This is a genomic window from Streptomyces roseolus, assembly GCF_014649855.1.
GTDB classification, from domain to species: domain Bacteria; phylum Actinomycetota; class Actinomycetes; order Streptomycetales; family Streptomycetaceae; genus Streptomyces; species Streptomyces roseolus.
The window spans coordinates 103,210-121,306 of record NZ_BMTV01000021.1 but is presented as its reverse complement, the minus strand read 5'-3'; the positions used below and the strand labels follow the sequence as shown (position 1 = coordinate 121,306).

The following is an 18,097-nucleotide window of genomic DNA, read 5'->3' as shown; positions in this document are numbered from 1 at the left end:
GGTGTCAGTGGGCCAGGCCCGCGTCGCGGAACGCGTCCAGGCTCGGGCGGATGGTGGCGGTCGCCTGAGAACTGTCGGCGACGGCGTCCAGGGTCTTGAGCCCGTCACCGGTGTTGAGGACGACGGTGGTGAGGTTCGGGTCGATGACGCCGGCCTCGACGAGCTTGCGCGTCACGCCGACGGTCACGCCGCCCGCCGTCTCGGCGAAGATGCCCTCGGTCCGGGCGAGCAGCTTGATCGCGTCGACGACCTGCTCGTCGTTCACGTCCTCCACCGCGCCGCCGGTGCGGCGGGCGATGTCGAGGACGTACGGGCCGTCGGCCGGGTTGCCGATCGCCAGGGACTTGGCGATGGTGTTCGGCTTCTGGGGCCGCACGACGTCGTGGCCGGCCTTGAAGGCCGTCGACACCGGGGAGCAGCCCTCGGCCTGGGCGCCGAAGATCTTGTACGGCTTGTCCTCGACGAGGCCCAGCTTGACGAGCTCCTGGAGCCCCTTGTCGATCTTGGTGAGCTGGGAGCCGGAGGCGATCGGGATGACCAGCTGGTCGGGGATTACCCAGCCGAGCTGCTCGCAGATCTCGTAGGCGAGCGTCTTGGAGCCCTCGCCGTAGTACGGGCGGAGGTTGACGTTCACGAAGCCCCAGCCCTCGCCGAGCGGGTCGCCGATGAGCTCCGAGCAGAAGCGGTTGACGTCGTCGTAGTTGCCCTCGATGGCGACCAGGTCGCCGCCGTACACGCCGGCCATGACGACCTTGCCCTGCTCCAGGTCGTGCGGGATGAAGACGCAGGAGCGGAAGCCGGCGCGGGCGGCGGCGGCGCCGACGGCGCCGGCGAGGTTGCCGGTGGAGGAGCAGGAGAGGGTGGTGAAGCCGAAGGCGCGGGCGGCCTCGATGGCCTGGGCGACGACCCGGTCCTTGAAGGAGTGGGTCGGGTTGCCGGAGTCGTCCTTGACGAAGAGCTTGCCGGGGGCGACGCCGAGCTCGCGGGCGAGGTTGTCGGCCCGGACGAGCGGGGTCCAGCCGGGGTTCAGGTTCGGCTTCTCGGCGACGTCGGCGGGGACGGGCAGCAGGGGCGCGTAGCGCCAGATGTTCGCGGGGCCGGCCTCGATCCGCTTCCGCAGCTCCTCCGGGTCGCCGACGGGCAGTTCGTAGGCGACTTCGAGGGGTCCGAAGCAGAGCTCGCAGGCGAAGATCGGGCCGAGGGCGAAGACCTCGCCGCATTCGCGACAGGAAAGCCCGGACGCGGGGCCGAGATCGACGGTGGCGCCGGTGGTGTCGGCGGCGGCAGCGGGTGCGGAGGTCTGTACAGCCATGGAGGGGAGGCCCTTTCTCCTCATCTTCCTCATGACGCATTTCGCCATGAGACGGATTTGGCACCTTCCCTAGCCGGGGGCCTCGCTGGCGCAAGACAAACCGACTGGAGGGTTGCCGGGGCTTCAACGGGCCGTATCCCTCTGCCCCTCTGGATGAGCGGTATTCGATTGTGAGACGCGGGCGGCACCCCGACATGCATCGGGCATCCGCGTTGTTCAAGACTGTAACCGAAGGCTTCGAAGGTGGAGACGGTCGTCCGATCCGCGAGATGGAGATCACGTTGCTGGAAGAAGTGGAGCGCTGGCTGCCCCGGCGGTCCTGGTCCGTGTCCGACCGCCCCCTGGAGCGGGTGCTCGCCGCGAAGCGGGGGACGACGGTCAGCGTGGTGCTGCCCGCGCTGAACGAGGAGGCGACGGTCGGCGACATCGTCGGCGTGATCCGGCGCGAGCTGATGACCGGGGCGGTGCCGCTCGTCGACGAGCTGGTGGTGATCGACTCGGGCTCCACGGACCGCACCGCCGAGGTCGCGGCCGCGGCCGGCGCGCGCGTGGTCGCCCGCGACGACATCCTCCCCCGGATCCCGGCGGTCCCGGGCAAGGGCGAGGTCCTGTGGCGCTCACTCATGGTGACCAGCGGGGAGGTCGTCTGCTTCGTCGACGCGGACCTGAAGGACTTCTCCGCGGACTTCGTCACGGGGATCGTGGGCCCGCTCCTCACCGACCCGGACGTCGACTTCGTGAAGGCGATGTACGACCGCCCCTTCGGTGACACCCCAGGCCAGGGCGGCCGGGTGACGGAGCTGGTGGCGCGCCCGCTGCTCAATCTGCACTGGCCGCGCCTCGCCGGCTTCGTGCAGCCGCTGGGCGGCGAGTACGCGGCCCGGCGCTCGCTGCTCGAACGGCTCCCCTTCCCCGTCGGTTACGGAGTGGAACTGGGGCTCCTCGTCGACGCGCTGCACACGGTGGGCCTGGACGCCCTCGCGCAGGTCGACGTCGGGGTCCGCAAGCACCGGCACCAGGACGGCCAGGCGCTGGGCCGGATGGCGGCGGCGATCTACCGCACGGCGCAGCTGAGGCTCTCCCGGGGCCATCTCGTGCGCCCCCGGCTCACCCAGTTCGAGCGGGGCGAGAACGGCTTCGTGCCGCACACGTACGCGGTGGACACGGAGGAGCGCCCGCCGATGGCCGAGATCACGGAGTACGCGCGGCGCCGCGTGGCGTAAGGCGGTGGGGAGCAGGGCGGCGCCGCGTGGCGTAGGACGCCGGGGGCGTACGGGCGGCAGCGCGTGGCGTAACGTCCGCAGATGATGCGCTTTGCCTACATTGCCCTTTCATGCGCTTCAGATCATCGCACCCGCTCCTCCGGGTGCTCGCGGTGGGTCTGCTCGCCGCGGGCCCGCTCTGGCCCGCGGCGGCCCCACCGGCCGCCGCCGACGTCGTCGAGCCCTTCGGCGAGCGGTACCGGGCGTCCCTGTACGGGGACTTCGCCACCATCGGCAACACCGTCATGGGCTGCCCGCGGGCCCCCGCCGACCTGGCGGCCCGCTGCGCGGCCGCCACCGGGGGCGGGGGCGCGAACCGCGACGACGCCTTCGTGACGCGGCGCCTCGACACCGCCGGCACCGGCGACGCGTACGGCTCCAGCACCGGCCGGGTCCGGATCCCCGAGGGCGCCGAGGTGGCGTACGCCCGCCTCTACTGGGGCGGCAACGACGGCACGCACCGGGGGCCCGGCGGGACGGAGCTGAAGCGCTGCGACCCCTCCGGCGCCGACGCGGCCCCCTCCCCCGGCGACCCGGCGACCACCGCCCCGCTGCTGGCGGTCGGGGCGAAGGCGGCGGCGCCCGTCTCGATCGACAGCATGGTCGTCGACCCCGCCGAGGCCGACGGGCCGCACTACTACACGGGCGAGTCCGACGTCACCGCCGCCTTCGCGGGCGTCACGGGGACGGGCGCGCCGGTGGCGGTCGGCGTGAGCGGCGTCTGGGCGCCGAACGGCAAGGGCTGCGTCGCCGGCTGGTCCCTCACCGTCGTCCACCGCTTCCCGGGCCCCGACCCGGCGGAGGCGCCGGAGCGGCGCTCCGTCCACCTCTACGGCGGGCACGTCCTCCAGCGCCCGGCCTCCCCGGCGACGACGGTGACGGTGGACGGCTTCCGCCGCTCCCCGGGGAAGGTACGGGCGGGCGTGGTCGCGTACGACGGCGACCGGAACGCCCCCGGCGACCGGTTCCTCGTCGGCGGGAAGGGCGTCACCGGGGACACCGGCACCACGGACGACTTCTTCGCCGGCGAGGACGACGGCGCGGTCTCCCCCGACCTGGTCGACAACCTTTCGGTCGACGCGAAGGAGTTCGACGTCCCCGACGGCGCGATCCCGGTCGGCGCGACCTCCGCCGAGCTGGCCTTCGCCACCGACGGAGACGCCTACGTGCCCGCCGGCCTCGCCCTCTCGGTGCCGGTGCCGGACCTGGAGGTCACCAGGACGGCGGGCCCGGGCCCGGCGGGACGGGACCCGGTTCCGTCCCCGAGCCCGACGACACCGGAACCGCCGGAGCCGGCGGAGCCGTCGCCACCGGAACCGACGGCGGAGCCCACGGATCCGGCCGTGAGGCCCGCTTCCGCGCCGAGCTTCCCGACCGTCCCGCCGGCCCCCTCGTCCTCCGTGGCCGCCACCACGGCCGCCCCGGCCCCGGGCCCCCGCCACGGCGGCACCGGCGGCTCCATGGCCGACACCGGCTCCCACGGCGAGCGGCTGTGGCTGCTCGGCGCGCTGGCCGTGGTGCTCGCCGGCACGGGCCTGGTGGCGAAGGCGGCGATGCGCGGCCGACGCGACTGACCCGGCTGACCTGCGGCGACGCAGCGTGGCCGGATCCCTCCGTCTCGTATACGTACGTTTGAGCGTTTACGAGACGGGCTAGGTTCGCCACATGGCTTCCGTACTCGTGGCATCCAACCGAGGCCCCGTCTCGTACACGCTCGGAGACGACGGCACGCTCTCCTCCCGCAGGGGCGGCGGCGGCCTCGTCTCCGGTCTGAGCGCCGTGGACTCCCAGGACAGCCTGTGGGTGTGCGCGGCGCTCGGCGACGGCGACCGCGAAGCCGTCCGGCGCGGCGTCGCCGAGCCCGGGGTGCGGATGCTGGACATCGACCCGGAGGTGTACCACGACGCGTACAACGGCATCGCGAACTCGATGCTGTGGTTCCTCCACCACCACCTGTACGACGTCCCCCGCGAGCCCGTCTTCGACGCCGCCTTCCGCCGCCGCTGGGCCTCCTACCGCGCCTACAACCGCGCCTTCGCCGAGGCGCTGGCGGCCGAGGCGGCCGAGGGCGCGGCGGTCCTGGTGCAGGACTACCACCTGGCGCTCGTCCCCGGGATGCTGCGCGAGCTGCGCCCCGACCTCAGGATCGGCCACTTCACGCACACCCCGTGGGTGTCGCCGGAGTACCTGCGGATGGTGCCGGACGACATCGTCGAGGAGCTGCTGTGGGGCATGCTCGGCGCGGACGAGCTCGGTTTCCACACCTGGGGATGGGCGTCCTTCTTCATCGGCTGCTTCCAGCAGCGCGAGGACTCCACCGGCCACGCCCAGGGGCTGTGGCCCAGCGGCGACCCCTGGTACGGCGTGGAGTGGCGCCGGCACGACACCGGGAAGGGCCGCACCCGCGTCCGGGTGTACGCGCTCGGCGTCGACGGCGACGAGCTGCGGGCCCTCGCCCACCGTCCCCAGGTCGACGAACGCCTGGCCCGGCTCCGCGAGGAGGTCGGGGGCCGGAAGACCATCGTGCGCGTCGACCGCACCGAACTGTCGAAGAACATCCTGCGCGGCCTGATGGCCTACCGGGAGCTGCTGACGGAGCACCCCGAGTGGCGCGGCGAGGTCGTCCACCTGGCCTCCGCCTACCCGTCCCGGCAGGACCTGGAGTCGTACCGCGCGTACACGGCGTCCGTGGTCGCCCTCGCCGAGGAGATCAACGCCGAGTTCGGCACGGACGACTGGCAGCCGGTCCTGGTCTCCGTCGAGGACGACTTCACCCGCTCCCTCGCCGCCTACCGCCTCGCCGACGTGGCCCTGGTCAACCCGGTCAGGGACGGCATGAACCTGGTGGCGAAGGAGATACCCGTCGTCTCCGACGCGGGCTGCGCCCTGGTCCTGTCGACCGGCGCGGGCGCCCACCGCGAGCTGGGGAAGGACGCCCTCACCGTCGACCCCTTCGACGTCTCGGCCACCGCCGAGGCCCTCCACACGGCCCTCACCATGCCGGCCGGGGAGCGCGCCGAGCGCACCGCGCGCCTCGCCGAGGCCGCCACCGCCCTCCCCCCGCAGCGCTGGTTCCTCGACCAGCTGGACGCCCTGCGCGCCCCGTCCGACTGACCGCCCCGCCCTCCCGCCCGGGCCGGGCGGGGGAGGATCACGGCCGGACGTCGCCCTCCCGCCGCTCCCGCCCCCAGGCGGCGAGCGGTTCGAGCGCGTCGTTCAGCCGGAGGCCGTCCTTGGTGAGCCCGTACTCGACCCGGGGCGGCACCTCGTCGTAGGAGACCCGGCGCACGATGCCGTCCGCCTCCATCTCCCGCAGGTGGGAGGCGAGCACCTTCTCGGTGACGCCCGGCACCATCCGCCGCAGCTCCCCGAACCGCCGCTCGGGCCCCTCGCGCAGCGCCCAGAGGATCAGCACCTTCCACTTCCCGCCGATCACCTCCATGGCGGTGTCGATGCCACACACGTGCCCGTCGTCGTCCAGGGGCCGATTCACCGTCGTCATGCCGCACCCTCCTGACCTGCTCGCTCACCCCAGGGTAACCACCCACTCCGAAGTGGGTACTTGAGCGGGTCAGACCCCTGCCACAGCCTTGGGGCATGACAGCGAACTCTCCCTCCGCCGCCCCCGTCACCCTCCTCGGCCTCGGCGCCATGGGCACCGCCCTCGCCCGCACCTGGCTCGCCGCCGGCCACCCGCTCACCGTCTGGAACCGCTCCGCCGCCCGCACCGAGCCCCTGGTGGCCGAGGGCGCGAAGGCCGCCGCGACCGCCGCGCAGGCCGTGGCCGCCGGCGACCTCGTGATCGTCTGCCTCCTGGACGACGCCTCGGTGGAGGAGGCCCTGAAGGACACCGACCTGACCGGCAAGGACCTCGTCAACCTCACCACCACGACCCCCGCCCAGGCCCGCGGGCGCGCCGCCTGGGCGACCGCCCGCGGCGCCCGCTACCTGGACGGCGGCATCATGGCCGTCCCACCGATGATCGGCGTCCCGGAGGCCGGCGGATACGTCTTCTACAGCGGCGCGCCGGACCTCTTCGAGACCCACGAGAAGACCCTCGCGGTCCCGGCGGGCACCCGCTTCGTCGGCGCGGACCCCGGCCACGCCGCCCTCCACGACGTGGCCCTGCTCAGCGCCATGTACGGCATGTTCGCGGGTACGGCCCACGCCTTCGCCCTGATCCGCGAGGAGTCCATCGACCCGATCGCGTTCGCCCCCCTCCTCGCCGAGTGGATCACCGCCATGGCCGACCCCCACATCGCCCAGACCGCCGACCAGCTCACCACCGGCGACTACACCACCAACGTGGTCAGCAACCTCGGCATGCAGACGGCCGGCACCCCCACCTTCCTCGCCACCGCCGCGGAACAGGGCGTGAGCCCCGAACTCCTCAACCCCTACTTCGCCCTGATGCGCCGCCGCCTCGCGGAAGGCTCCCCGTCGGAGGACCTGACGGGCGTGGTGGACCTGCTGCGCCGGTGACGGGGCGACCGCGGGCCGGCTCGGCCGGGTGACGTTCCGCGCCTCCGGCGTGACGGTGATCCGGAAGCGTCCGAGCCGGAGTGATCCGCCGGAAGGGCGCTCAGCCCTTCCGCACCGCCCTCGCCAGTTCCCCGAGGAAGGCGACGACGCCCGCCGGGCCGTCCACGGACAGGTCCGCGCGGTCGGCGAGCTCCGGGACCTCGCTGGACCCGGAGCAGACGAGGAGGCCCGGCAGGCCGTCGCCGCGGAGCTTCTCCACGGCGGCGAAGGCCGGCAGGTCGCCCAGGTCGTCGCCCGCGTACAGGACGGAACCCGCGCGCTTCTCGCGCACGAACTCCGCCAGCGCCACGCCCTTGTCCATGCCCGGGGGCCGCAGCTCCAGGACCAGCCGGCCCGGCTCCAGCACCAGGCCGTGCGCGGCGGCCAGGTCGCCGAGCGGGCCCTTCAGCGCCTCGAAGGCGCCCTCGGGGTCGCGGGCGCGGCGGGTGTGGACGGCGACCGCGCGGCCCTTCTCCTCGATCCAGACGCCGGGCCAGGCGCCGTGCCGGTCGAGGAAGCCGGGGAGCTCGGCGCGGACGGCGGCGACGCCGGGGTGCGGGGCGGCGGCCGTGACGGCGCCGGTGGCGGCGTCCCAGCGTTCGGCGCCGTAGTGGCCGAGGACGGTGAGGTGCTCCAGGCCCGGCACCCCGGCGAGGCCGCCGTGGCGGACGGCGACGCCCGCCGGGCGGCCGGTGACGATGACGACGGCGGCCAGGTGCGGGGCGAGGGCGACGAGGGCGGGGACGGCGCCGGGATGGGCGCGGGCCCGCTCGGGATCGGGGACGATCTCGGCGAGCGTCCCGTCGAAGTCGAGGGCGACGACGGCCTCGGAGGGACGCGCGAGGAGCGCGTCGAGGCCGTCACGGCCGGAGGGCGTGGCCGGGTGCGGAAGGCTGCTGACCATACGGCCGACCCTACCCACGCCTTCGCCCGGCGTCAGCGTGGCCGGACTCACCTCCCCGGACGGGTTTACCTCCGGCGCCGCTTCTCCTCCCGGACCCGGCGCAGCCGGTTGACGGTGACCGGGTCGTGGGCGAGGGCGCGCGGGTCGTCGAGGAGGGCGTTGAGGAGCTGGTAGTAGCGGGTCGGCGAGAGGCCGAGGCCCTCGCGGACGGCCCGCTCCTTGGCACCGGGGCCGGGCCAGGAGCGGCGCTCGACGGCGAGCACGGCCCGCTCCCGCTCCCCCAGCTCGGCGGGACCGGTGTCGGGCACGTGCTCTTCGGTCATACGACCAACCTATATAAGGGCGCCGCCCGGCCGCCTCCGCGGTCGCGGCCCCCTCCCGCCCCTCCGGCTACTCCGCCGCCTCCGCGGCCGTCGCCGTGCGGGCGATGGCGCCGAGGACGTCGGCGGGACGGCCGGCGGGGGTGACGGCCTTGCCGATGTCCTGCTTGATGGTCTCGCTGACCTTGGCCCAGGAGGTCTTGCCGACGGGCGGCAGCTGGGCGGTGGGCAGCGCCTTCAGGAACTCGCGGAGGTTCGCGTGCTCGGTCCCGGTCTCCATGCGGGCGGAGGCGCTGACGGTGACGGGCAGCAGGTCGTTGTCGCCGGCGAACTTGAGGACGTTCTCGTCGCTGAAGACGAAGTCGAGGAAGGTCCCGATCTGCTCGCGGTGCCCGTTCTGCTTGAAGCCCATGATCCAGTCGGCGACGCCCATGGAGACCTTGGCGGGGCCGTCGACGCCGGGCAGCGGGACCTGGCCGACCTTGACGCCCTGCTTGGCGGCCTCCTGGAGGAGGGAGGGGTGGCCGTTGAGCATGCCGACCTGGCCCTGCGCGAAGGCGGCGAAGGCGGCCTTGCGGTTGAGCTTGCCGGGGGCGACGGGGCCGGTGAGGCCCTGGCCGACCAGCTCGTCCTTGAGCCAGGTGAAGGTGGCGACGTTGGCCTCGGAGGCGATGTCGTACCGGTCGGAGTCGTCGGTCCAGCCGCCCCCGCCGGCGAACAGCCACATCAGGGACTCGGCCTGCGCCTCCTCCGGGCCGAGGGGGAGGGCGAAGGGGGTGCGGACGCCGTCCTCCTTGAGCTTCTTCGCGGCGGCAGCCAGCTCGTCCCAGGTGGTGGGGGGCTTCGCGCCGGCCTTCTCGAAGAGGTCGGCGTTGTAGAAGAGCGGGCGGGTGGAGGCGACGAACGGCAGGCCGTACTGGGTGCGGTCGTTCTCGCCGGCCTCGGCGAGCGCCGGGACGAAGTTGGCCTGCACGGGGATGGTGAGGAGGTCGTCGGCCGAGTAGAGCTGCCCGGCGGCGGCGTAGTCGGCGTAGGCGCCGATCTGGGCGACGTCGGGGGCCCGGCCGGCCTCGACCATCTCGGCGACCTTGCGGTCGACGTCGTCCCAGGACTCGACCTGCACCTGGACCTTGATCCCGGGGTGGGCGGCCTGGAAGGCGGCGACGAGGTCGTCCCAGTACTTCTGGGTGGTGTTGCCTCCGGTGAGGTCGTAGTCGGCGGCGACCAGGCGCAGGGTCACGTCGCCGCCGTCACCGCCGAGGGTGCCGCAGCCGGCGACCGTGGCGGTCAGGCCCAGGGCGGCGGCGGCCGCGGTCAGTCCAAGGAATCGTCGCCGCTCCACGGCTTCATCCACCTTTTGCTCGTCATTGAGCAGCAGTGAGCTGCACATTCACAGGTTCGGGGTTCGAAAGTCTCCCCCAGTGTCGAACTAGAGGTCTACACCAGTGGGGTATCACTTCCGCAACTCCCGGGCGACCTTCGCCACAAACCCCCCACGTCACCGGCCCGAATTTGTATCCGAGCGCAACAATCCTCGGCAGTGGACTAGACCTTTAGGGCGGTCTCGCGCGAGACTGTCCCCCGTGAGACACGTCATCGCCCTCGATGTGGGCGGCACCGGCATGAAGGCCGCCCTCGTCGGGGCGGACGGCACCCTGCTCCACGAGGCCCGCCGCGCCACCGGGCGCGACCGCGGCGCGGAAGCCGTCGTCGAGACGATCCTCGCCTTCGCCGAGGACCTCCGCGCCCTCGGCGAGGAGCGGTACGGGGAGCCCGCCGCGGCCGCCGGAGTCGCCGTCCCCGGCATCGTCGACGCCGACCGCGGCATCGCCGTCTACGCCGCCAACCTCGGCTGGCGCGACGTCCCCCTCCGCGACCTCCTCAGCGAACGCCTCGGCGGCCTCCCCGTCGCCCTCGGCCACGACGTGCGCACCGGCGGCCTCGCCGAGGGCCGCATCGGCGCGGGCCACGGCGCCGACCGCTTCCTCTTCGTGCCCCTCGGCACCGGCATCGCCGGCGCCATCGGCATCGGCGACCGCATCGAGGCCGGCGCCCACGGCTACGCCGGCGAGATCGGCCACATCGTCGTCCGCCCCGGCGGGACCGACTGCGGCTGCGGCCAGCGCGGCTGCCTGGAGCGGTACGCCTCCGCCTCCGCCGTCTCCCTCGCCTGGGCCGCGGCCTCCGGCGACCCGGGGGCGGACGCCGCCGACTGCGCCAAGGCGGTCGAGTCCGGCGACCCCGTGGCCGTACGCGTCTGGCAGGAGGCGGTCGACGCCCTGGCCGACGGACTGGTCACCGCCCTCACCCTGCTGGACCCCCGCACGCTCATCATCGGTGGCGGTCTCGCCGAGGCCGGGGAAACCTTGTTCACACCCCTTCGGGCCGCCGTGGAGGAACGCGTGACCTTCCAGAAGCTGCCCGTCATCGTCCCGGCGGCCCTCGGGGACACCGCCGGGTGCCTGGGCGCGGGGCTCCTCGCCTGGGACCTGCTCGCCGACCGGCGCCCCGCCGACCTCGCCGACCCGCGCACCACCGACCCGGAGGTTTCCGCCTGATGTCCGATCAGTCCGATCACAAGGTTCTCGCCGGCGCACGCGTCGTGCTGCCCACCGGGATCGTCGAGAACGGGCGCGTGATCGTCGACGGCGGCCGCATCGCGGGCGCGGCGCCCGAGGACGCCGAGGTCCTCGACCTCAGCGGCCACTGGCTGGTGCCCGGCTTCGTCGACATGCACAACCACGGCGGCGGCGGCGCCTCCTTCACGTCCGGCACCGTCGACGAGGTCCTCAAGGGCGTCCACACCCACCGGCTGCACGGCACCACCACCGTCGTCGCCTCCTTCGTCACCGGCGACATGGACTTCCTCACCGCCCGGGCCGGACTGCTCTCCGAACTGGCCGAGCAGGGCGAGATCGCCGGCCTCCACTTCGAGGGCCCGTTCATCTCCCCCTGCCGCAAGGGCGCCCACGACGAGACCCTGCTGCGCGACCCGCACCCGGCCGAGGTCCTCAAGCTGATCGACGCCGCCCGCGGCCAGGCCAAGATGGTCACCCTCGCCACCGAGCTGCCCGGCGGCCTCGACTCCGTACGCCTCCTCGCCGAGCACGGCGTCATCGCGGCCATCGGCCACACCGACGCCAGCTACGAGCAGACCGTCCAGGCCATCGACGCCGGCGCCACCGTCGCCACCCACCTGTACAACGCGATGCCCGGCCTCGGCCACCGCGCGCCCGGCCCGATCGCGGCCCTCCTGGAGGACGAGCGGATCACCGTCGAACTCATCAACGACGGCACCCACCTCCACCCGGCCGCCCTGGAGCTCGCCTTCCACCACGCGGGCCCCGAACGCGTCGCCCTCATCACCGACGCCATGGACGCGGCGGGCTTCGGCGACGGCCGCTACATGCTCGGCCCGCTGGAGGTCGAGGTGAAGGACAGCGTGGCCCGCCTCGTCGAGGGCGGCTCGATCGCCGGCTCCACCCTCACCCTGGACCGCGCCTTCAAGCGCGCCGCCACCGTCGACCGGCTCCCCGTCGAGTCCGTCGTCCAGGCCATCTCCGCCAACCCGGCCCGGCTGCTCGGCGTCTACGACCGGGTCGGCTCCCTGGAGCCCGGCAAGGACGCGGACATGGTCGTCCTCGACGCGGCGTTCGACGTGAAGGGCGTCATGCGCAGGGGCGAGTGGATCGTCGCCCCCCAGGGCGTCCCCACCCGGGTGCCGCAGACCGCCTGACACCGCCCTCCACCGCCGACACCGTCCGGCACACCGCCCTCCACCGCCCGGCAGACCGCCTGATCAGGCCGAAAGGGGACGGTAACCGGCCCAGGGACTGGGCCGATCGCCGTCCCTTTGGCATGATCGCGGCTGTCTCCGCAGGTCTTACCGGAAGTACGGGGGGTGGACAGGTGATCCTCACGGTCACCCTCAACACGGCGCTGGACGTCACCTACCGCGTCCCCGCCCTCGTCCCGCACACCAGCCACCGGGTCGCCGACCACGCCGAGCGGCCCGGCGGCAAGGGCGTCAACGTGGCCCGGGTGCTGGCCGCGCTCGGCCACGACACGGTCGTCACCGGCTTCGCCGGCGGCCCCACCGGGGACCGCCTCCGCGCGCTCCTCGCGCCCGTCCCGCGCCTCACCGACGCCCTGGTGACGGTCGGGGCGACGACCCGCCGCACCCTCGCGGTCGTCGACGCCTCGGCCGGCGACACCACCCAGTTCAACGAGGCCGGCGCCGCCGTCACCGCCGAGGAGTGGACCGCCTTCCGCGCCCGGTACGCGGAGCTGCTGCCCGGCGCGGCGGCCGTCGCCCTCTGCGGCAGCCTCCCGCCCGGCGTCCACGTCGGCGCCTACGCCGAGCTGATCCGGACGGCCCGCGCGGCCGGCGTCCCGGTCCTCCTCGACACCGGCGGCGAACCGCTCCGCCGCGGCATCGCCGCCCGCCCCGACCTGGTGAAGCCCAACGCCGACGAGCTCGCCGGCCTCACCGGCTCCCGCGACCCGCGCCGCGCCACCCAGGACGCCCGCCGCAGGGGCGCCCACGCCGTCGTCGGCTCGCTCGGCCCCGACGGCCTCCTGGCCGCCACCCCGGACGGCCTCTGGCGGGCGACGCCCCCGGCCCCGGTCCACGGCAACCCGACGGGTGCCGGCGACTCGGCGGTCGCCGCCCTCCTCGCCGGCCTGGTCGCCGGCGTCCCCTGGCCGGACCGCCTGGCCCGGGCGGCCGCCCTCTCGGCGGCCACGGTCGCCGCGCCGGTGGCCGGCGAGTACGACCCGACGGTCTACGCCGACCTGCTCCCGAGGATCCGCGTCACGTCCCCTTCGGCGGCGTGAGAATCTATTCTTTCACGCCAGAAAATGGCGCTTCGCGACCCATACCTGACTAACTGTCACCCTCCATTTGGCGCTTGTTCGATTACGTGAGCGAGGGTTGGATAACTCGACCCCACTCAACGAGGGATACGCACATACCGAAGAAAGTCATCACTGCTGCCAGCGTTCTCGTTTCTGCGCTCGCCTTGTCCATTTCGACGACCGGGTCAGCAAACGCCGCCACGGGCTTCACCGCCATCAGGGGCTGCGGCACGACCGGTGCCTACGGCGACATGTCTGCGACCAACTGGTACGGGCCCGACGCAACGATTAACGTCAAGTTCACTCTGACCGACACCGCTGCCGACGAGCTCAGCGTCCGGATACGACTGGTTTCCAAGGACACCTTCGGACGAATTCACTACTGGCCGTGGCGTACGAACGCGCAGGGAAACGGCACGACGAGCACCTGGCACACCACGGCCTCGCACACCAACGGTCTCTTCGACATCGGGATTCAGGTGGCTCGCGTCAACGGTGACGGCAGCACGAAGAACCACTGCACCGATTGGTAGGCGTCCGAACGCGACCCTCGCGCGGCCCAGGGTTACCGCCGGAAGGCCGCCGGGTCGCACGGGGCTGACGTCGGCGGCTGACACGGTCAGCTGCCGACCTTGCCCTCCACCAGGTACACCTGGTCGATGATCGCCTCGCAGGCGTTGCCCTGCTCGCAGGAGATCTTGAGGGAGTTGCTGCCCTTGTCGAGGGTGGTGTAGCCGTACGTGTTGGTCCAGCCCTTCTCCCAGTCGCCCTCCGGGGCGAGCGCGTAGTTCTTCATGTTGACCTTGTACGGTGCGTTGCCGTTGACCGTCAGCATGGCGTCCGCGTCCTTGCCGGGCACGCTGTAGATGATCTTGAGCGTGTAGTCGCCCGCCTCGGGGACGTCCACGGTCCAGCTCGCGGAGCCGCCGACGCCGTTGAGCGACACATAGGAGCCGCCCGGGCCCTTCGCGCCCTTGATCTCCGTGCCGACGCTGGCGACGCCGCCGAGCGTGAGCGACGCCGCGTCCTGCTTGGGCAGCGGGGCCTTGGTCGGCTCTTCGGTGGGCTCCGTGGAGGTGGTGGGGTCCTGGCTGGGGGGCACCGGGGCCGAGGAGGTCGTGGGGCCGCCCGCCGTCTGCTCCTTCTTGTCGCCCTGGTTCCCGATGATCGCCGCCGTGATGCCCGCGACGACGACCGCGACGACCGCCACCGCGCCGATCAGGAGGCCCTTGGTGTTCGGGCCGCGGCCGCCGCCACGCGGGGGCTGCGGGGGTGGGGTGTGCCGGGGCGGCTGCTGGCCGTTGCCGTACGTCTCAGGCGCCGCGTACTGCGGATGCGGCTGGTGCTGCTGGCCGTACGGTGCCTGCTGCTGCGGCGGTACGTACGGCTGCGCCGGCTGCTGGCCGTACTGGCGCTCGCCGACCGTCCTGACCTGGTTGTACGAGGTACGGGGCACACCCGGCTGCGCGGGCGCGGGGCGCGGGTAGCCGTAGCCGCCGCCCTGTGGGGCACGGCCGCCGGCCGGTGCCTGTCCGTCCGCGTACAGGTAGCCGAACGGATCGTCGTCCTCGGGCTTGTTCGCGCCGTCGTTACCGGCAGCCATCCGGGTCATCCTCTCCATGCTCGCCAGCCGTCGCCGACCCGGCGAGCCTACCCCGAACGATTGACGCTCTCCTCCTTGACGGGAGGGGATTCTCACGGCTCGCGCCGTGAGACTTCCTGCTTCGTCGCCGACTGCCCGCCCGGAGAACTCCGTTGAGGTCTTACACCAGCTCCACAGGCCGACACCGCCCGTCCGGCGGCCAGCAGGTTCTTCGCGGCGTTCCCGTCCCGGTCATGGGTCGTTCCGCAGCTGTCGCACGTCCAGGTGCGGACGTGCAGCGGCATCTTCCCCTGGAGGGTGCCGCAGGTGGAGCACAGCTTGGAGGAGGGGAAGAAGCGGTCGACCGCGATCACTTCCCGCCCGTACCACTGGGCCTTGTACTCCAGCAGGTTCCGGAACTCGCTCCACGCGGCATCGCTGATGGCGCGGGCCAGACTCCGGTTCTTGACCATGTTGCGTACGGTCAGGTCCTCGATCACGATCGTTTGGTTCTCACGAACGAGTCGAGTGGTCAGCTTGTGCAGGCCGTCACGGCGGCGGTCGGCGATCCGGGCGTGGATCTTGGCAACCTTACGCCGGGCCTTGGCCCGGTTCGCCGACCCCTTGGTCTTCTTCGCCAGGCGGCGCTGGGCCAGGGCGAGGCGGGCGCGGTCACGGCGCTCGTGCCGGGGGTTGGCGATCTTCTCCCCGGTCGAGAGGGTCAGCAGATGATCCAGGCCGACATCCACGCCCACGGCGGTATCCGTCACGGGGAGCGGCGTGACGGCAGGGTCCTCGCACAGCATGGAGACGTACCAACGCCCGGCCGCGTCCTGAGACACGGTCACCGTCGAAGGTTTCACCCCCTCGGGCAGGGGCCGGGACCACACGATGTCCAGCGGTACCGCCATCTTGGCCAACGTCAGCTTCCCATCACGGAAGCGAAACCCGCTGGTGGTGTACTCGGCAGACCTCCTCGACTTCTTCTTCGACTTGAAGCGCGGGTACCTGGCCCGCTTGCCGAAGAAATTTGTGAACGCCGCCTGCAGGTGCCGAAGGCACTGCTGGAGCGGAACCGACGACACCTCATTGAGGAACGCCAGATCCTCGGTCTTCTTCCACGCCGTCAGCATCGCCGACGTGGCGTTGTAGTTCACCCGCTCCTGCCGCGCCCACGCCTCAGTACGGGCGGCGAGCGCCATGTTGTAGACCTTGCGGACGCAGCCGAACGTGCGCGACAGCTCGGCTGCCTGCTCGTCCGTGGGATAGAAGCGGTACTTGAACGCCCGCTTCACATGCGTGGGCACGCTCACAAACTAGCGTCGCAACAGGTGAGGTACAAACTCGCTGATCAGAGCGCGGCCCATCAGTCCTACGGCGAAACCCCGCTCCGCAGGGCCTTCGTTCCCTTCCTCCACCCGAAGGTGGGGTGCCGACGAAAGGACTTCAGACGGCCATCACGCGGGAAGCGATCAACCGGCCCGCCGCTGCACCTTGGCACGGGACCGTTTCTCCACGTACATCCGCTGGTCGGCGGAGTTCAGGACCTCTTCGACGGTCATCCCGCATTCGGCCCAGCCGATGCCGAAACTGGCCCCGACCCGCACCGCCCGGCCGTCCACCCGGATGGGCGGGATGATCGCGTTCCGCAGCCGGACGGCGAGGTCGGCGGCGTCGGCGGCGCCCAGGCCGTCGGCGAGGACGACGAACTCGTCACCGCCCAGACGGGCGACCGTGTCACCGTCCCTGACGCCGGTGGTGAGCCGGCGGGCCACCTCGATGAGGACGGCGTCGCCGGTGTGGTGCCCGAAGCGGTCGTTGATCGACTTGAAGCCGTCGAGGTCGCAGAAGAGGACGGCGAGCCCCTTGGTGCCGTCGTCGACGTCGCCGCCGGTCGGCGCGACCGTGTGCACGTGGTGGTCGTACGCCCCGCCGCCGGCCGGTTCGAAACCGAAGCCGTGCTCGTGCTCGTGGCCGTACTCGTACCCGCCGTCGTGGCCCCCTTCGTACCCGCCCTCGTACGCCTCGTGGCCGCCGCCCCCGTACGCGGCGGGCAGCGGGTCGGGGCCGGGGCCCTGGTAGGCGCCGGCGTGCGCGGGGCGTTCGCAGAGCCGGGCGGAGAGCCGGGAGCGCAGCTCGGCGCTGTTGGGCAGGCCGGTGAGGGCGTCGTGGGAGGCCCGGTGGGCGAGCTGGAGCTCGTGCCGCTTGCGCTCCTCGATGTCCTCGACGTGGGTGAGGAGGAAGCGGGGCCCGTCGGCGGTGTCGGCGACCACCGAGTTCCGCAGCGAGACCCACACGTAGGTGCCGTCGCGCCGGCCGAGCCGCAGTTCGGCGCGGCCGCCCTCGGCGGAGGTGCGGAGGAGGGTGCCGATGTCCTCGGGGTGGACGAGGTCGGCGAAGGAGTAGCGGCGCATCACCGAGGCGGGGCGGCCGAGGAGCCGGCAGAGGGCGTCGTTGGTGCGGAGGAGCCGGCCGTGCTGGTCGCCGCCGAGCTCGGCGATGGCCATGCCGGAGGGGGCGTACTCGAAGGCCTGCCGGAAGGACTCCTCGCTGGCGCGGAGGGCCTGCTGCTCGCGCTCCAGGCGGATGAGGGCGCGCTGCATGTTGGAGCGGAGACGGGCGTTGCTGATCGCGATGGCGGACTGGGAGGCGTACATCTGGAGGGCTTCCTGCCCCCAGGGCCCGGGGTGCCGGCCGTTGCGCGGCCGGTCGACGGATATGACGCCGAGCAGTTCCCGGCCGGTGCCCCGGGGCTCCCCGGGGTGGGCGGAGCGGGCTCCGGGGGCGTACATGGGGGCGTACAGCCGGTCGTGGGGGTGCCACTCGTCCTCGAAGCGGGGCGCGGGGCCGTCGGTGTGCCACTGGGGCACGTCGTCGTCCATGAGGACCCAGCCCTCGGTGTGCGGTATGAACCGCAGGTCGCCCCAGGGGACGGCCATGGCGAGCCGACGCTCCCAGGACTCGCGGGAGCCGACGCGGCCGGTGATGAGGGCCTCGGCTGCGGGGTCTCCGGCGAAGGCGGCGACGACCAGGTCGCCGTCGGGCCGGACCAGGTTCACGCAGGCCAGCTGGTAGTTGAGGCCGGCGACGACGCCGTCGGCGACGGTCTGCAGGGTGTCCGCGAGGCTGCGGGCGGTGTTCAGGTCCGCCACGACCTGATGCAGCTGCCGCAGGGTCGAGAGACGGACGTAAGGCTCCGACTCGGTCTCCATCGCTCGCTCTCCCCGAGACCTCGACAGCAACTCCAGGGTTCTCATCGGCTTCGTGCTGTACTGTCCCCGCCACTGAATCACAGCGAGCTGCGCACCCGGTACACAGGGTCAGCAAATACTGCCCTCT

Annotated in this window: 16 protein-coding genes and 1 riboswitch; of the genes, 8 read left to right on the top strand and 8 right to left on the bottom strand. The window is 72.7% G+C overall.

The genetic code is table 11. The features are described from left to right. Nucleotides 1-4 precede the first annotated feature (4 nt). Nucleotides 5-1,345, bottom strand: a complete 1,341-nt coding sequence (gene thrC / locus IE245_RS24255; protein WP_189951066.1) for a threonine synthase — start codon at nt 1,343-1,345, stop codon at nt 5-7. Continuing rightward, nucleotides 1,330-1,472: riboswitch (SAM riboswitch) on the bottom strand. (Overlaps the previous gene by 16 nt.) 121 nt (nt 1,473-1,593) lie before the next feature. Here thrC and IE245_RS24250 point away from each other — a divergent pair. The 3 genes from IE245_RS24250 (at nt 1,594) to IE245_RS24240 (ending at nt 5,688) form a co-directional block, all read left to right on the top strand. Further along, the gene (locus tag IE245_RS24250; protein WP_189951146.1) at nt 1,594-2,535 is read left to right on the top strand and encodes a glucosyl-3-phosphoglycerate synthase; all 942 of its coding nucleotides are present in this window, start codon (nt 1,594-1,596) and stop codon (nt 2,533-2,535) included. Between the two features lie 110 nt (nt 2,536-2,645). Next, nucleotides 2,646-4,148 carry a hypothetical protein gene (locus tag IE245_RS24245; RefSeq protein WP_189951063.1) on the top strand — a complete coding sequence of 501 codons (1,503 nt, stop codon included), beginning with the start codon at nt 2,646-2,648 and terminating at the stop codon, nt 4,146-4,148. A gap of 91 nt (nt 4,149-4,239) precedes the next feature. Next, nucleotides 4,240-5,688 (top strand): alpha,alpha-trehalose-phosphate synthase (UDP-forming), encoded by a 1,449-nt coding sequence (locus IE245_RS24240; protein WP_189951061.1) that lies wholly within the window; start codon nt 4,240-4,242, stop codon nt 5,686-5,688. Nucleotides 5,689-5,725: 37 nt separating this feature from the next. Here IE245_RS24240 and IE245_RS24235 read toward each other — a convergent pair whose 3' ends face one another. Next, entirely contained in the window at nt 5,726-6,076 is a 351-nt protein-coding gene (locus IE245_RS24235) for a winged helix-turn-helix transcriptional regulator (protein WP_189951059.1), read from the bottom strand. 95 nt (nt 6,077-6,171) lie between these two features. Between IE245_RS24235 and IE245_RS24230 the strand changes: the two genes are divergently transcribed. Beyond that, nucleotides 6,172-7,056, top strand: a complete 885-nt coding sequence (locus IE245_RS24230; protein WP_189951058.1) for an NAD(P)-dependent oxidoreductase — start codon at nt 6,172-6,174, stop codon at nt 7,054-7,056. A gap of 100 nt (nt 7,057-7,156) precedes the next feature. Here IE245_RS24230 and otsB read toward each other — a convergent pair whose 3' ends face one another. From otsB to IE245_RS24215, 3 genes are all read right to left on the bottom strand, one after another. Continuing rightward, on the bottom strand, nt 7,157-7,999 hold the full coding sequence (gene otsB, locus IE245_RS24225; protein WP_189951055.1) for a trehalose-phosphatase: 843 nt from the start codon (nt 7,997-7,999) through the stop codon (nt 7,157-7,159). A 65-nt stretch (nt 8,000-8,064) separates the two neighbouring features. Beyond that, a complete protein-coding gene (locus IE245_RS24220) occupies nt 8,065-8,322 on the bottom strand; it encodes a DUF3263 domain-containing protein (protein ID WP_189951053.1) in 258 nt (85 codons plus the stop codon). Between the two features lie 67 nt (nt 8,323-8,389). Continuing rightward, nucleotides 8,390-9,673, bottom strand: coding sequence for an extracellular solute-binding protein (locus IE245_RS24215; RefSeq protein WP_229851474.1), 1,284 nt, complete (start codon nt 9,671-9,673; stop codon nt 8,390-8,392). Between the two features lie 229 nt (nt 9,674-9,902). On the opposite strand from IE245_RS24215, the gene IE245_RS24210 reads away from it, so the two are divergent. From IE245_RS24210 to IE245_RS24195, 4 genes are all read left to right on the top strand, one after another. Continuing rightward, on the top strand, nt 9,903-10,877 hold the full coding sequence (locus tag IE245_RS24210; protein WP_189951049.1) for an ROK family protein: 975 nt from the start codon (nt 9,903-9,905) through the stop codon (nt 10,875-10,877). Then, nucleotides 10,877-12,055: an N-acetylglucosamine-6-phosphate deacetylase gene (gene nagA / locus IE245_RS24205; RefSeq protein WP_189951047.1), complete on the top strand. Its 1,179-nt coding sequence runs from the start codon at nt 10,877-10,879 to the stop codon at nt 12,053-12,055. The genes IE245_RS24210 and nagA overlap by 1 nt, the downstream gene beginning before the upstream one ends. 173 nt (nt 12,056-12,228) lie before the next feature. Then, complete coding sequence (locus IE245_RS24200; protein WP_189951045.1) at nt 12,229-13,155, top strand: 1-phosphofructokinase family hexose kinase; 927 nt, start codon at nt 12,229-12,231, stop codon at nt 13,153-13,155. A 74-nt stretch (nt 13,156-13,229) separates the two neighbouring features. Continuing rightward, nucleotides 13,230-13,709, top strand: coding sequence for a hypothetical protein (locus IE245_RS24195; RefSeq protein WP_189951043.1), 480 nt, complete (start codon nt 13,230-13,232; stop codon nt 13,707-13,709). Between the two features lie 86 nt (nt 13,710-13,795). Here the strand turns inward: IE245_RS24195 and IE245_RS24190 are convergent, their stop codons facing one another. The 3 genes from IE245_RS24190 to cdgB form a co-directional block, all read right to left on the bottom strand. After that, nucleotides 13,796-14,779, bottom strand: coding sequence for a carbohydrate-binding protein (locus IE245_RS24190; RefSeq protein ID WP_189951041.1), 984 nt, complete (start codon nt 14,777-14,779; stop codon nt 13,796-13,798). Between the two features lie 92 nt (nt 14,780-14,871). Then, complete coding sequence (locus IE245_RS24185) at nt 14,872-16,071, bottom strand: RNA-guided endonuclease InsQ/TnpB family protein (protein WP_189951039.1); 1,200 nt, start codon at nt 16,069-16,071, stop codon at nt 14,872-14,874. 159 nt (nt 16,072-16,230) lie between these two features. Further along, a complete protein-coding gene (gene cdgB, locus IE245_RS24180) occupies nt 16,231-17,970 on the bottom strand; it encodes a diguanylate cyclase CdgB (RefSeq protein ID WP_189951037.1) in 1,740 nt (579 codons plus the stop codon). Nucleotides 17,971-18,097: the final 127 nt, after the last annotated feature.